Below are 14677 nucleotides of genomic sequence, written 5' to 3'. Positions count from 1 at the left end.
CCTGTGATTGACGTGAACAACTTCGAATATATGAAGATCGGCTTGGCTTCCCCCGATAAGATCCGTTCGTGGTCTTTCGGGGAAGTGAAGAAGCCAGAGACGATCAACTACCGCACACTGAAACCGGAAAAAGACGGCTTGTTCTGTGAACGCATCTTTGGACCGACCAAGGACTGGGAATGCCATTGCGGTAAATACAAGCGTGTTCGTTATAAAGGTGTAGTGTGCGACCGTTGTGGCGTGGAAGTGACCCGCGCCAAAGTACGGCGTGAGCGCATGGGGCACATTGAACTGGCTGCCCCAGTTTCTCACATCTGGTACTTCAAAGGGATTCCAAGCCGTATGGGCTTGGTGCTTGACATGTCCCCTCGTTCCCTGGAGGAAGTAATCTACTTTGCTTCTTACGTAGTAACCGATCCAGGTGACACTCCTCTCGATAAAAAGCAATTGCTCTCCGAAAAAGAGTACCGCAACTATCGTGAGAAATACGGCCACTCCTTCCAAGCGATGATGGGAGCAGAAGCGATCAAACGCCTGCTTGCAGAAATCGATCTGGATAAAGACGTGGAAACGTTAAAAGAAGATTTGAAAACGGCACAAGGCCAGCGTCGCAACCGTGCGATCAAGCGTCTGGAAGTGCTCGAGGCATTCCGTAACTCCGGTAACCACCCGGATTGGATGGTTCTCGACGTACTGCCGGTTATCCCGCCAGAGCTTCGTCCAATGGTTCAGTTGGATGGTGGACGTTTTGCCACTTCCGACCTGAATGACCTGTACCGCCGTGTAATCAACCGTAATAACCGTCTGAAGCGCCTGCTCGAACTGGGTGCTCCTGACATTATCGTACAAAACGAGAAACGCATGCTGCAGGAAGCAGTAGACGCGCTCATCGACAACGGTCGTCGTGGACGTCCGGTAACAGGACCAGGTAACCGTCCTTTGAAATCTCTCAGCCACATGCTGAAAGGTAAACAAGGTCGTTTCCGTCAAAACCTGCTCGGTAAGCGTGTTGACTACTCCGGTCGTTCCGTTATCGTTGTAGGACCTAACCTGAAGATGTATCAGTGCGGTTTGCCTAAAGAAATGGCACTGGAGCTCTTCAAGCCGTTCGTGATGAAAGAGCTGGTTTCCAAAGGACTCGCTCACAACATCAAGAGCGCAAAGCGCAAGGTTGAGCGCGTTCAGCCAGAGGTATGGGACGTTCTCGAGGACGTTATTCGCGAGCATCCGGTACTGTTGAACCGTGCCCCCACCTTGCACCGTCTGGGTATCCAGGCATTCGAACCGGTTCTGGTTGAAGGCCGTGCGATCCGTTTGCATCCGCTCGTTTGTACAGCGTACAACGCGGACTTCGACGGTGACCAAATGGCGGTTCACGTTCCGTTGTCTGCTGAGGCACAGGCAGAAGCCCGTATCCTCATGCTGGCAGCGCAGAACATCTTGAACCCGAAAGACGGTAAACCAGTAGTAACACCTTCCCAGGACATGGTGCTTGGTTCTTACTACCTGACACTGGAACGCGAAGGCGACAAAGGCGAGGGTACGATTTATCGCGATCCTCACGATGCGATTGCCGCTTATCAGCAAGGCTTTATCAGCCTGCATACGCGCATCGCTCTGCCAGCAAAACGCCTGAATAAAACCAGCTTTACTGAGCGTCAAGAGAACGCGCTTCTCGTAACGACAGTAGGTAAAGTAATCTTCAACGAAATTTTCCCTGCAGACCTGCCGTTCATCAACGTACCAACGAAAGGCAACCTGCAAAACATGGTTCCTGACGAATACTTTATTTTCGATAAAGGTACCAACGTTACAAAGTTCATCAAGAACCTGCCTGATCCGGGTGCGGTGAAGAAAGGCTTCTTGGGAACGATCATTTCCGAGTGCTTCCGTCGTTTCGGTACGATGAAAACGTCCATGATCCTCGACAAGATCAAGGAACTGGGCTTCACGTACTCCACGAAAGCAGGTATCACAATTGCCGTAGCGGACATTGCGGTACCAGGAAAGAAAAAAGACATCCTCGACGCAGCGGATGAAAAGGTTGCAACTGTTATGACGCAGTTCCGTCGCGGTTTGATCACCGAAGACGAGCGCTATGACCGCGTAATCTCCATCTGGTCCAAAGCGAAGGATGAAGTAACAGACGTTCTGATGAAGTCCATGGATAAGTTCAATGCGATCTTCATGATGGCGAACTCTGGTGCCCGTGGTAACGTATCCCAGATCACTCAGCTGGCTGGTATGCGCGGTCTGATGGCAAACCCATCCGGTCGAATCATCGAGTTGCCGATTAAATCCAACTTCCGTGAAGGTCTGACGGTATTGGAGTACTTTATCTCCACGCACGGTGCGCGTAAAGGTCTCGCCGATACAGCCTTGCGTACAGCGGACTCGGGTTACCTGACTCGTCGTCTGGTAGACGTTGCCCAAGACGTGATTGTACGCGAAACCGATTGCGGAACAGATAAAGGTATCCGTGTAACAGCGATCAAGGATGGTAAAGAAGAAATCGAGAAGCTGTCTGACCGTCTGGTAGGACGTACTTGCTTCGAGACTTTGCGCCACCCTGAGACAAAAGAAATTATCGTGCACCGCAATGAGGAGATCTCTGAAGAGGTTGCCGAGTATATCGAAAAAGTCGGAATCACTGACGTTTACATCCGTAACGTACTTGCTTGCCGCACCAGCCATGGTGTCTGCAAACTGTGCTACGGACGCAACCTGGCTACAGGAGCCGAGGTGGAAGTGGGCGAAGCAGTCGGAATTATCGCTGCTCAGTCCATTGGTGAGCCGGGGACCCAGCTGACCATGCGTACCTTCCATACCGGTGGGGTTGCGGGAGACGATATTACCCAAGGTTTGCCGCGTATTCAAGAGTTGTTTGAGGCGCGCAATCCGAAAGGGCAAGCAGTTATCTCCGAAATCGATGGTGAAGTTGTTGATATTCGCGAAGGGAAAGATCGTCGCGAGATCGAAGTACGTGGAGAAGCGGAGAACAAAGTGTATGCAGCACCGTATGGCTCGCGCATCAAGGTTTCTGTTGGTGTCAAGCTGAATGCCGGTGACGAGCTCACGGAAGGTTCCGTAGACCCGAAAGAAATGCTCAAAGTTCGCGGTATGCGCGGCGTTTCCAACTACATCTTGCAAGAGGTACAAAAAGTTTACCGTATGCAAGGGGTAGAAATTAACGACAAGCACGTAGAGGTTATGATTCGTCAGATGCTGCGCAAACTGCGCGTTATCGACAGCGGAGATACAGACCTCTTGCCAGGTTCCTATGTTGAGGTTCCTGAATTTGAGCAAGCGAACGCAAAAGTTCTCATGGAAGGCAGAAATCCAGCAGTGGGCCGTCCGGTTCTTCTGGGGATCACCAAAGCATCCCTCGAAACCGACTCCTTCCTGTCGGCAGCATCCTTCCAGGAAACGACTCGCGTTCTTACCGATGCAGCGATCAAAGGAAAAGTGGACCGCTTGCTAGGTTTGAAAGAGAACGTTATTATCGGAAAGCTGGTTCCAGCAGGTACCGGTATGTCACGTTACCGCAATGTAAAAGTTGCTAGTCAAGTAGATTACGAAGCAGAGCTGGAAGCAGCGAAAGCTGAGCAAGAAGCAGTTTCTGTAGAGTAATGGCGGGAAAAGCGCCCATCACCGATCGGTGGGCGCTTTTCTAAAATAAAAAATATCAAAAGGGCGTTGACAACAACTAGCCCACCTGATATTATATTCAAGTGTGCCTGACATCTGTACTTTGGAGGATATGAGAATCATGTCTTATGAAAAAGTAGAGCGGGCCAAGGACTTGACGATCGGTATCAAACAGACGATCAAAGCTGTGGAAAACCAACAGGTAGAAGCAGTGTATATCGCTCTTGATGCGGATAAACGTTTGACCCAAAAAGTCGAGCTCCTTTGCAAAGAGAAGGGTGTTCCAGTCATCCATGTAGATTCCATGCGCCGTCTAGGCAAAGCGTGCGGAATTGAAGTGGGAGCAGCTACTGCTGCGATTAAAAAGAGTGGTTAACGATGTTTTTGTCTGTAGTTACACGTTGCGTAATACTGGACAAGGACTTTCTATTTGACCTAAAAATGACTCACCTGGATCTGTGGTCTTGAAGATTGGGTATTAAGAAGGGAGGTAACATCATGCCTACAATTAACCAATTGGTGCGTAAAGGTCGCGAGGATAAGGTTGTGAAGTCTAAGTCCCCAGCTCTTCAAAAGGGGTACAACAGCTTCAAGAAAAGCCAAACCAACCAAAGCTCTCCTCAAAAACGTGGTGTTTGCACTCGTGTAGGTACCATGACTCCGAAAAAACCGAACTCCGCGTTGCGTAAATACGCTCGTGTGCGTTTGACAAACGGAATCGAGGTAACAGCTTACATCGGTGGTATTGGCCACAACCTGCAAGAGCATAGCGTCGTGCTGGTGCGCGGCGGTCGTGTAAAAGACTTGCCAGGGGTACGCTACCATATCGTTCGTGGTGCTCTTGACACTGCTGGTGTGAACAACCGTAAACAAGGTCGTTCCAAGTACGGTACTAAGCGTCCGAAGCCAGGTCAAGCAGCAGCGAAGAAGTAATAAAAAAGCGCCTGTGAAGTGGCGTGAATTTATAACGAAAAGAAGGAGGGAATACGATGCCTCGTAAAGGTCCTGTAACCCGTCGTGACGTGTTGCCTGATCCAATTTACAACAGCAAGCTGGTTACTCGTTTGATTAACCGCCTGATGTTGGATGGTAAACGCGGTGTAGCGCAAAATATTCTCTACAACGCATTTAACATCATTCAGGAGCGCACTGGTCGCAACCCGATGGAAGTGTTTGAAGAAGCACTGAAAAACGTAATGCCAGTACTGGAAGTTAAAGCTCGCCGTGTAGGTGGTGCTAACTACCAAGTACCAATCGAAGTAAAACCGGAGCGCCGTACCACTCTTGGACTGCGTTGGATGGTTAACTACTCCCGTAACCGTGGAGAGAAAACCATGGAACAACGTTTGGCTAACGAGATCATGGACGCTGCTAACAACACCGGTGCAGCAGTTAAAAAGCGTGAAGACACGCACAAGATGGCTGAAGCGAACAAAGCGTTTGCTCACTATCGCTGGTAGGAATTGAATCGGGTGTCCGTATTGGATACCCGTTTATTCTCAAACTCGAGTATGGAAGGAGCATACCTAATGGCTCGCGAGTTCTCTTTGCCGAATACGCGTAATATCGGTATCATGGCTCACATCGATGCTGGTAAGACGACGACTACTGAGCGTATTCTGTTCTACACTGGTCGTGTTCACAAAATTGGTGAGGTGCACGAAGGTGCAGCTACCATGGACTGGATGGAACAAGAGCAAGAGCGCGGTATTACCATTACTTCGGCTGCTACTACTGCTCAATGGGCTGGACATCGTATCAACATCATTGATACACCAGGCCACGTAGACTTCACTGTAGAAGTTGAGCGCTCCCTGCGCGTTCTTGACGGTGCTGTAACCGTTTTTGACGCAAAAGGTGGCGTTGAGCCGCAAACCGAAACAGTATGGCGCCAAGCTGACCGCTATGGCGTACCGCGCATGTGCTACATTAACAAAATGGATATCTTGGGTGCTAACTTCGATATGTGCTTGGGCCAGATCAAATCTCGCCTGGGTGCAAATCCAGTAGCGATCCAATATCCAATCGGTGCAGAAGATCAATTCAAAGGTATGGTTGACCTGATTGAAATGAAGGCAATCGTATATACTGATGACTTGGGTAAAACTTCTGACTCCGCTGAAATTCCTGCTGACATTTTGGCACGTTGCGAAGAACTTCGCATGGCTATGGTTGAAGCAGCTGCAGAACAAGACGAAGAGCTCATGATGAAGTACTTGGAAGGCGAAGAGCTGACCAACGAAGAAATCCGTGCAGCTCTGCGTAAGGGTACTATCGAGTGCAAACTGACGCCGGTAATGTGCGGTTCTTCTTACCGTAACAAAGGTGTTCAGCCTATGCTGGACAACGTTGTAGCTTACCTGCCGTCTCCGGTAGATATCCCTGCAATCAAAGGTACACTGCCAGATACTGATGAAGAAGTAGATCGTCCAGCTGACGATAACGGTCCGTTCTCTGCTCTTGCGTTCAAGATCATGACTGACCCTTATGTAGGCCGTCTGACATTCTTCCGTGTATACTCCGGTGTACTGAACTCCGGTTCTTACGTACTCAACTCTACTAAAGGTAAGCGCGAGCGCGTAGGCCGTATCCTGCAAATGCACGCAAACCACCGTGAAGAGATCCAAACGGTTTACTCCGGTGACATTGCTGCTGCTGTAGGTTTGAAAGATACAACAACTGGTGATACTCTGTGTGATGAAAAGGCTCCTGTAATCCTCGAGTCTATGGAATTCCCAGAGCCAGTTATCTCTGTTGCGATCGAACCAAAATCCAAAGCAGACCAAGATAAGATGGGTATCGGCCTGTCCAAGCTGGCTGAAGAGGATCCAACGTTCAGAACTCGCACAGATGAAGAAACAGGTCAAACTATCATCTCCGGTATGGGTGAGCTTCACCTGGAGATCATCGTTGACCGTCTGAAACGCGAATTTAAAGTTGAGTCGAACGTAGGTGCTCCACAGGTTGCTTACCGTGAAACATTCCGTAACGCAGCTAAAGTGGAAGGTAAATTCGTTCGTCAGTCCGGTGGTCGTGGTCAATACGGTCACGTTTGGGTGGAGTTTGCTCCTCTCGAGCCGGGTCAAGGCTTCCAATTCGAAAACAAAATCGTTGGTGGTGTAGTACCACGCGAATACATCCCTGCTGTTCAAGCGGGTATCGAAGAATCGATGAAAAATGGTGTTATCGCCGGCTTCCCGCTGGTTGATATCAAAGCTACTATCGTAGACGGTAGCTACCATGATGTCGACTCCTCCGAGATGGCATTTAAAGTAGCAGGTTCCCTCGCATTGAAGGAAGCTGCGAAAAAATGTGGCGCTGTACTGCTCGAGCCAATCATGAAAGTAGAAGTTACAATGCCTGAAGAGTACATGGGCGACGTAATGGGTGACCTGAACTCCCGCCGCGGTCGTATCGAAGGTATGGAAGCTCGTGCAAATGCACAAGTAATCCGTGCAATGGTACCACTGTCCGAGATGTTCGGATACTCCACAGTTCTGCGTTCCCGTACTCAAGGCCGTGGCGTTTACTCCATGGTGATCGACCACTACGAAGAAGTACCTAAATTTATCGCTGAAGAGATCATCAAGAAATCTAAAGGCGAATAATTACAGGTTACAGCTTTATCTTGCAACCAGAAAGGTTTACAATATGGAAGGGACAACCATTCGTAAGGTAAACCTTTCTTCAAACCATAAAACCCTTATATATAAGGAGGCTTTACTCTCATGGCAAAAGAAAAATTTGAGCGTAATAAACCACACGTTAACATCGGTACTATCGGTCACGTTGACCATGGTAAAACTACCCTGACTGCTGCTATTACAACTGTATTGGCACAACAAGGTAAAGCAAAAGCTATGAACTACGCTTCTATTGACGCTGCTCCAGAAGAAAAAGAGCGCGGTATCACAATCAACACTGCTCACGTTGAGTACGAAACAGAAAACCGTCACTATGCTCACGTTGACTGCCCTGGTCACGCTGACTACGTGAAAAACATGATTACCGGTGCTGCTCAAATGGACGGCGCTATCCTGGTTGTATCCGCAGCTGATGGTCCAATGCCACAAACTCGCGAGCACATCCTGCTCTCCAAGCAAGTAGGCGTACCTTACATCGTAGTATTCATGAACAAATGCGACATGGTAGACGATGAAGAGTTGTTGGAACTGGTTGAAATGGAAATCCGTGACCTGTTGTCTCAATATGAGTTCCCAGGTGACGACACTCCAGTAATCAAAGGTTCTGCTAAAGAAGCTTTGGACAACCCAACTGGTGAGTGGGCTAAGAAAATTGGCGAACTGATGGACGCTGTTGACAGCTACATCCCAACTCCTGAGCGTGCAACTGACAAGCCGTTCCTGATGCCTGTAGAGGACGTGTTCACGATCACTGGTCGTGGTACTGTTGCTACTGGTCGTGTAGAGCGCGGTATCGTTAAAGTTGGTGACCAAGTAGAAATCATTGGTCTGGCTGAAGAAACTAAAAACACAACTGTAACTGGTGTTGAGATGTTCCGCAAATTGCTGGATCAAGCTCAAGCTGGTGACAACATCGGTGCTCTGCTGCGCGGTGTAGACCGTAACGACATCGAGCGTGGACAATGCTTGGCGAAACCAGGTTCCGTTAAGCCTTACACTAAGTTCAAAGCAGAAGTTTACGTTCTGTCCAAAGAAGAAGGCGGACGTCACACTCCTTTCTTTGCTAACTACCGTCCACAATTCTACTTCCGTACAACTGACGTAACAGGTATCATCCAACTGCCAGAAGGCGTTGAAATGATCATGCCTGGCGACAACACTGAGTTCACTGTAGAACTGATCGCTCCAGTAGCGATGGAACAAGGTACTCGCTTCGCGATCCGCGAAGGTGGCCGTACAGTAGGCGCTGGCGTTGTAGCTTCTATCGACGCGTAAGATATACGGATACACAAAACCCGACAACTTTGGTTGTCGGGTTTTTTTATGTGCATTTATCGAACTTTTAAATAACTCCCATCAAAATCATTCAATTTGCCTCTCGTGGCAATATGCTACAATACCATCAGGATTGGATGGGGGATATTAGAGATGAAAAATAATGAGCGATTACTGTTTCTTATGCTTGCAGGTGTTGTCACGCTGTGGGGCTTGAATGTCGTCATGGTCAAGTATTTAACAACGTTTCCTCCATTATATGTCGCGGCTATACGCATGACTGTCGGTGGAATCTGTTTATCGCCACTCATCTTCTTATACCGAAAGAGTTTGCGTTTTAGCAAAACAGATTGGTTCTTGTTGGCCGGAGTCGGTGCTAGTTCTATCGCTCTCCATCAAATAACGCTGGCCGCTGGTGTTCAATACACGACAGCGGGAAATGCGTCGCTTATTCTTGGATTAAATCCGTTGGCAACAGCACTCTTGGCGATGCTTTTCTTAGGGGAAGGCATGTCGTTGAAAAAAGGGCTTGGCATTGGAATGGGTTTTGCAGGAGTGTTGATTGTCGTTATCTCTCAGCACGGCGGTCTTCATATGAATGGCTGGGGAGATGCCATTATGTTTTTCTCCATGCTCATGTATGTAACGGGTGGTTTACTTATACGGAAATTGGTCGTAAGAGGTGTACCGGTACTCTTAATTACGGCTTTATCGCAAATGTTTGGAGTCATCTTCTTGTGGGGAGTCGCATTGACTGTTCAGCCAGCTTCCTATTATCTTTCTTTGGACGTTTCATCCTTCCAGTGGCTTGTGATTTTTGCTTCAGGTGCGCTATCAACTGCGCTCGGCTCGATCGGCTGGAATTATGGCATACGTCAGCTGGGAGCGAGTCGAACAGCTGTTTTCTTAAATGGAATGCCGATGGCCAGTTTGGTATTTGCGGCGATATTCCTGGGAGAAAGCCTCCAACTCGTACACTTACTAGCACTTTGTATGATCGTAGGCGGTGTATATTTGGGGTCGCGTAGCTTGGTGAGACCGAAAGCTGCACATGCGGCAGCAACCTCTGATATTACAACAAAAGCGTAGGACAGTAATTGTCCTACGCTTTTTCTTATTGATCCCACTTATTGACCATATGGTGAGCAGTTAAACGCAAGCGATCAAAGATGTGCTTCCGAATTTCGCCTTCCAGTCCTGTCAGGTCCATGGCTTTATCCATACAAGAGAGCCAAGCCTCTGCCTGTACAGGTCCAATAGGAAACGGCATGTGTCGTGCTCGCAGCATCGGATGACCGTGGGCGTCCGAATACAGGCTTGGACCACCGAGAAACTGTGTCAAAAACTGATATTGACGCTCCTTCACGTGGGTTAAATCTTCAGGGAAGAGCTCGTTAATGTCGGGATGCTGCTTTACCAGATCATAAAAGGTATCGACAAGACGGGCCAAGGTATCTGCACCGCCAATGATTTCATAAGGGGTTTGATTCACATCAGACATTGAGGAAAACCTCCATTTCATAACGATTACAACCATAAGTATAACGTCTTCCTTCTATTATAGATAGATGATCAGCGAGTTGGCAGGTAATCCCGCTTGCCTTATTTCACGGAAGTATGTAATATGGTCAAAGTGAGCCATTCAGTAGGCGCACCATGTACAAAAAAAATATGCGGAAACCCAAGAAAAAACTTGCGTTGCCCAAATCTTTTTAGTACAATATTGAATGTTGGTCATGGACTTGCGATGATGTGGGAGGTTGCTGACACACCCGGCCCCTTTGCCATGACCGGGGTGCAGGATATTTCCACGGAGAAATGTCTGTTTAAAAAATGGGCGAAAAAGGAGGGACTTCAATGGCAAAGCAAAAGATTCGTATTCGTTTGAAAGCGTATGATCACAAAATCCTGGATCAGTCCGCAGAAAAAATTGTGGACACTGCGAAGCGTTCCGGTGCTAACGTATCCGGTCCGATTCCACTCCCTACGGAGAAAGCAGTTTACACGATCCTGCGTGCGGTTCATAAGTACAAAGATTCTCGCGAGCAATTCGAGATGCGTACACACAAACGTCTGATCGATATCTTGAACCCAACACCACAAACAGTAGATGCTTTGATGCGTCTGGATCTGCCATCTGGTGTGGACATCGAGATTAAACTGTAGGTCCCAAAAAGCGATACACGCGCAGACGTTGTCTTGATAAGCGTGTTATACCAAGCAACAAACCCTTAAAATGGCACCCCTGCGCATCGATGGGGACTTGATACAACATAAAAACGTTTTACTGAAATAAGCACAGGAGGTGGCACAAATGACCAAAGGAATCTTAGGGAAAAAACTTGGCATGACTCAAGTTTTTGGTCCAAACGGAACAGCGACTGCTGTAACGGTTATCGAAGTAGGTTCCAACGTAGTTCTCCAGAAGAAAGACGTTGAGACTGACGGTTATGAAGCGATTCAAATCGGTTTCGAAGACAAAAAAGAACAGCGCGCTAACAAGCCGGAAAAAGGACATGCAGCGAAAGCTAATACTGCTCCTAAGCGCTTCATTCGCGAAATTCGCGGAGTTAACCTCGCTGATTACGAGGTTGGTCAAGAGTTGAAAGCTGACATTTTTGCCGAGGGAGAAATGGTAGACGTAGCTGGCGTATCCAAGGGTAAAGGTTTCCAAGGTGCGATCAAACGTCACAATCAATCCCGCGGTCCTATGGCTCACGGTTCGCGTTACCACCGCGGTCCAGGTTCCATGGGTGCTGTAGCTCCAAACCGCGTATTTAAAGGTCAAACCCTGCCAGGTCAAATGGGTGGCGACAACGTTACCATTCAAAACCTGGAAGTAATTAAAGTAGATACAGAACGTAACCTGGTTCTCGTAAAAGGCTCCGTGCCTGGTCCGAAAAACAGCTGCGTACTGGTATCCACGGCAGTCAAGAAGAACTAGTAAGGAAAGGAGGAACTGACATGCCGAAAGTAGCTCTTTATAACCAAACCGGTTCTCAAGTTGGCGAAATCGATCTGGCAGACAGCGTTTTTGGGATTGAGCCTAACAGCGCAGTTCTGTACGATGCGATCGTGATGCAACAAGCATCCCAACGCCAAGGTACACATGATGTAAAGAACCGTTCTGAAGTACGTGGTGGTGGCCGCAAGCCATGGCGCCAAAAAGGTACAGGTCGTGCACGCCAAGGTTCCATTCGCTCTCCGCAATGGAAAGGTGGCGGTGTTGTATTCGGTCCAACTCCGCGCAAATACGGTTACAAACTGAACCGTAAAGTTCGTCGTTTGGCTCTGAAATCTGCACTTTCCACGAAAGTACAAAACAACGAACTCCTGGTATTGGAAGCTTTGAACTTCGCAGCTCCTAAAACTAAGGAAATGACGGCTGTTTTGAGCAGCTTGAAAGTAGATCGCAAAGTTCTGATCGTTACTTCCGAGTACGACCAAAACGTAGCGCTCGCTTCCCGTAATATCCCAGGTGCAAAAATCGTAGATGCTGCAGGCATTAACGTTCTTGATCTGGTAGCGCATGACAAAGTAATCGTGACGAAAGAAGCGGTTGCGAAAGTAGAGGAGGTGCTCGCATAATGAAGAGCCTTCATGATGTCCTTAAACGCCCTGTCATTACCGAGCGCACCACTGATATGATGGCTGAGAAGAAGTACGTTTTCGAAGTACCTCTCAAAGCCAACAAAACAGAAATCAAGCAAGCTGTTGAAAAAGTATTTGGCGTAAAAGTAGAAGCAGTTAACACAGTTCGTGTACCTGCGAAACCAAAACGCTACGGAAAATACTCCGGTTACACGTCCGAGTGGAAGAAAGCAATCGTTAAGCTGACTGATGACAGCAAAGAATTGGCCTTCTACGAGGGAGTATAACCTCGACGACTACCGAAAAGGAGGGTATTAACATGGGTATCAAGAAGTTTAAACCGACTTCTCCTGGTCGTCGCCAAATGACGGTTTCTACTTTCGAGGAGATCACCACGTCGACTCCCGAAAAATCCTTGTTGGCGCCTCTCAGCAAAAAAGCTGGTCGCAACAACCAAGGTAGAATTACCGTTCGTCATCAAGGTGGCGGTCATAAACGTAAATACCGTATTATCGACTTCAAACGTAACAAAGATGGTATCATTGGTCGCGTAGCAACCATTGAATACGATCCAAACCGTTCCGCTAACATCGCTCTGATCAACTATGCAGACGGTGAAAAGCGTTACATTATCGCTCCACACAACCTGAAAGTGGGCGACCAGATCGTATCCGGAGCAGATGCCGACATCAAAATCGGTAACGCACTGCCAATGGAGAAAATCCCGGTAGGTACAACCATCCACAACATCGAGCTGAAACCTGGTAAAGGCGGCCAATTGGTGCGCGCTGCTGGTACATCTGCTCAATTGCTTGGTCGTGATGGTGAGTTCGTAATCGTTCGCCTGTCTTCCGGTGAAACACGCCGCATCCACAACGTATGCCGCGCTACTATCGGTCAAGTAGGTAACCTGGATCACGAACTGCTGAACATCGGTAAAGCAGGACGTTCCCGCTGGTTGGGTATCCGTCCAACTGTTCGCGGTAGCGTTATGAACCCGAACGATCACCCACACGGTGGTGGTGAAGGTCGCGCTCCAATCGGTCGTAAGGCACCTGTTACTCCTTGGGGTAAACCAACCCTGGGTCTCAAGACTCGTAAGAAGAAGAACAAGTCCGACCAATACATCATCCGCCGCCGCAAGAAATAAGGTAGGCTGATACAATAACCGAACGCCTTTGGCGAAGGGAGGTTCACTAATGGGACGTAGCTTAAAAAAGGGTCCTTTCGTGGATGACCACTTGATGAAAAAAGTTGACGAGCAAAATGAAAAGAACGAGAAACGCGTGATCAAAACATGGTCTCGCCGTTCCACCATCTTCCCTGAGTTCGTAGGACACACGTTTGCAGTTTACGATGGCCGCAAACATGTACCAGTATACGTATCGGAAGACATGGTTGGTCATAAATTGGGTGAATTCGCACCAACTCGTACCTTCAAGGGTCACGTCGACAACGACAAGAAGTCCAAGAAGCGCTAATTTTCTCTTGACAGAGAGGAGGTACAAAGATGGAAGCAAAAGCAGTTGCACGCAATATTCGCATCGCGTCTCGTAAAGTCCGCCTGGTGGTAGACTTGATCAGAGGCAAGCAAGTAGGTGAAGCTTTGGCGATCTTGAAACACACGCCAAAGGCAGCTTCTCCAGTTGTTGAAAAACTCCTGAAGTCGGCTATTGCAAACGCTGAGCACAACTATGAGATGGATCCGAACAGCCTCGTAGTGGGCAAAATCTTCGTAGACCAAGGTCCTACGTTGAAGCGTTTCCGTCCGCGCGCTATGGGTCGCGCTAGCCGCATCCATAAACGCACGAGCCACATCACAGTGGTACTAAACGAGAAATAAGGAGGGATTACGTGTGGGTCAAAAGGTAAGCCCGGTAGGTCTTCGGATCGGTGTCATTCGTGACTGGGAGTCCAAATGGTACGCTGATAAGGACTTCGCAACTCTGTTGCACGAAGACTTGAAAATCCGCAAGTATGTAAAAGGGCGTCTGAAAGATGCTGCTGTATCCACGATCGAAATCGAACGCGCAGCTAATCGCGTGAACGTTACGATTCACACCGCTAAGCCTGGTATGGTAATTGGTAAAGGTGGAGCTGAGGTTGAGACTCTGCGCAAATCTTTGACTGAGCTGACTGGCAAACGCGTTCATATCAATATCAACGAAATCAAACGTCCGGATCTGGATGCTACTCTGGTAGCTGAAAATATTGCACGCCAATTGGAAAACCGCATTTCTTTCCGCCGTGCGCAAAAGCAATCGATCACTCGTACGCTGCGCGCTGGTGCTAAAGGTATCAAAACCTTGGTAAGCGGTCGTCTTGGCGGCGCGGACATCGCACGTTCTGAAGGTTACAGCGAAGGTACTGTTCCACTTCACACATTGCGCGCTGACATCGACTACGGTACTGCTGAAGCACATACCACTTATGGTCGCATCGGTGTTAAAGTGTGGATCTATCGTGGAGAAGTCCTTCCAGCGAGAAAGAACGTCGCTACTGAGGAAGGAGGCAAGTAA

Annotated in this window: 16 protein-coding genes; 15 read left to right on the top strand and 1 reads right to left on the bottom strand. The window is 48.4% G+C overall.

The annotated features are described in order from the left end of the window. The first annotated feature begins 3 nt into the window (after positions 1-3). The 7 genes from rpoC to C7R91_RS06580 all read left to right on the top strand — a co-directional run bounded on the left by rpoC (position 4) and on the right by C7R91_RS06580 (position 9656). Entirely contained in the window at positions 4-3630 is a 3627-nt protein-coding gene (gene rpoC / locus C7R91_RS06610; RefSeq protein ID WP_047074723.1) for a DNA-directed RNA polymerase subunit beta', read from the top strand. Positions 3631-3769: 139 nt separating this feature from the next. Then, complete coding sequence (locus tag C7R91_RS06605; protein WP_047074721.1) at positions 3770-4024, top strand: 50S ribosomal protein L7ae-like protein; 255 nt, start codon at positions 3770-3772, stop codon at positions 4022-4024. Positions 4025-4146: 122 nt separating this feature from the next. Continuing rightward, the gene (gene rpsL, locus C7R91_RS06600; protein WP_012683978.1) at positions 4147-4581 is read left to right on the top strand and encodes a 30S ribosomal protein S12; all 435 of its coding nucleotides are present in this window, start codon (positions 4147-4149) and stop codon (positions 4579-4581) included. 56 nt (positions 4582-4637) lie between these two features. Next, positions 4638-5108: a 30S ribosomal protein S7 gene (gene rpsG, locus C7R91_RS06595; protein WP_047074718.1), complete on the top strand. Its 471-nt coding sequence runs from the start codon at positions 4638-4640 to the stop codon at positions 5106-5108. A gap of 69 nt (positions 5109-5177) precedes the next feature. Next, positions 5178-7256 (top strand): elongation factor G, encoded by a 2079-nt coding sequence (fusA, locus tag C7R91_RS06590; RefSeq protein ID WP_047074716.1) that lies wholly within the window; start codon positions 5178-5180, stop codon positions 7254-7256. A 120-nt stretch (positions 7257-7376) separates the two neighbouring features. Further along, positions 7377-8567 carry an elongation factor Tu gene (gene tuf / locus C7R91_RS06585; protein WP_047074714.1) on the top strand — a complete coding sequence of 397 codons (1191 nt, stop codon included), beginning with the start codon at positions 7377-7379 and terminating at the stop codon, positions 8565-8567. Between the two features lie 153 nt (positions 8568-8720). Beyond that, the gene (locus C7R91_RS06580; protein ID WP_047074713.1) at positions 8721-9656 is read left to right on the top strand and encodes a DMT family transporter; all 936 of its coding nucleotides are present in this window, start codon (positions 8721-8723) and stop codon (positions 9654-9656) included. A gap of 25 nt (positions 9657-9681) precedes the next feature. Here C7R91_RS06580 and C7R91_RS06575 read toward each other — a convergent pair whose 3' ends face one another. Then, positions 9682-10068, bottom strand: coding sequence for a globin domain-containing protein (locus C7R91_RS06575; protein ID WP_047074711.1), 387 nt, complete (start codon positions 10066-10068; stop codon positions 9682-9684). A 356-nt stretch (positions 10069-10424) separates the two neighbouring features. Between C7R91_RS06575 and rpsJ the strand changes: the two genes are divergently transcribed. The 8 genes from rpsJ (at position 10425) to rpsC (ending at position 14677) form a co-directional block, all read left to right on the top strand. Beyond that, on the top strand, positions 10425-10733 hold the full coding sequence (gene rpsJ / locus C7R91_RS06565) for a 30S ribosomal protein S10 (RefSeq protein ID WP_005828858.1): 309 nt from the start codon (positions 10425-10427) through the stop codon (positions 10731-10733). Between the two features lie 148 nt (positions 10734-10881). Further along, positions 10882-11511: a 50S ribosomal protein L3 gene (rplC, locus tag C7R91_RS06560; RefSeq protein ID WP_012683983.1), complete on the top strand. Its 630-nt coding sequence runs from the start codon at positions 10882-10884 to the stop codon at positions 11509-11511. A 20-nt stretch (positions 11512-11531) separates the two neighbouring features. Next, positions 11532-12155, top strand: coding sequence for a 50S ribosomal protein L4 (rplD, locus tag C7R91_RS06555; protein WP_016742844.1), 624 nt, complete (start codon positions 11532-11534; stop codon positions 12153-12155). Continuing rightward, a complete protein-coding gene (gene rplW, locus C7R91_RS06550; RefSeq protein WP_007716243.1) occupies positions 12155-12445 on the top strand; it encodes a 50S ribosomal protein L23 in 291 nt (96 codons plus the stop codon). Before rplD ends, rplW begins: the two co-directional genes overlap by 1 nt. 32 nt (positions 12446-12477) lie before the next feature. Further along, the gene (rplB, locus tag C7R91_RS06545; RefSeq protein WP_012683985.1) at positions 12478-13308 is read left to right on the top strand and encodes a 50S ribosomal protein L2; all 831 of its coding nucleotides are present in this window, start codon (positions 12478-12480) and stop codon (positions 13306-13308) included. Between the two features lie 49 nt (positions 13309-13357). Continuing rightward, the gene (gene rpsS, locus C7R91_RS06540; protein ID WP_005828846.1) at positions 13358-13639 is read left to right on the top strand and encodes a 30S ribosomal protein S19; all 282 of its coding nucleotides are present in this window, start codon (positions 13358-13360) and stop codon (positions 13637-13639) included. Between the two features lie 29 nt (positions 13640-13668). Next, on the top strand, positions 13669-14001 hold the full coding sequence (gene rplV / locus C7R91_RS06535; protein ID WP_047074707.1) for a 50S ribosomal protein L22: 333 nt from the start codon (positions 13669-13671) through the stop codon (positions 13999-14001). A 13-nt stretch (positions 14002-14014) separates the two neighbouring features. Beyond that, complete coding sequence (gene rpsC / locus C7R91_RS06530; RefSeq protein WP_047074705.1) at positions 14015-14677, top strand: 30S ribosomal protein S3; 663 nt, start codon at positions 14015-14017, stop codon at positions 14675-14677.

Source organism: Brevibacillus formosus, assembly GCF_003013405.1.
Lineage (GTDB): Bacteria > Bacillota > Bacilli > Brevibacillales > Brevibacillaceae > Brevibacillus > Brevibacillus formosus.
This window is presented reverse-complemented; position numbering and strand designations above follow the sequence as displayed.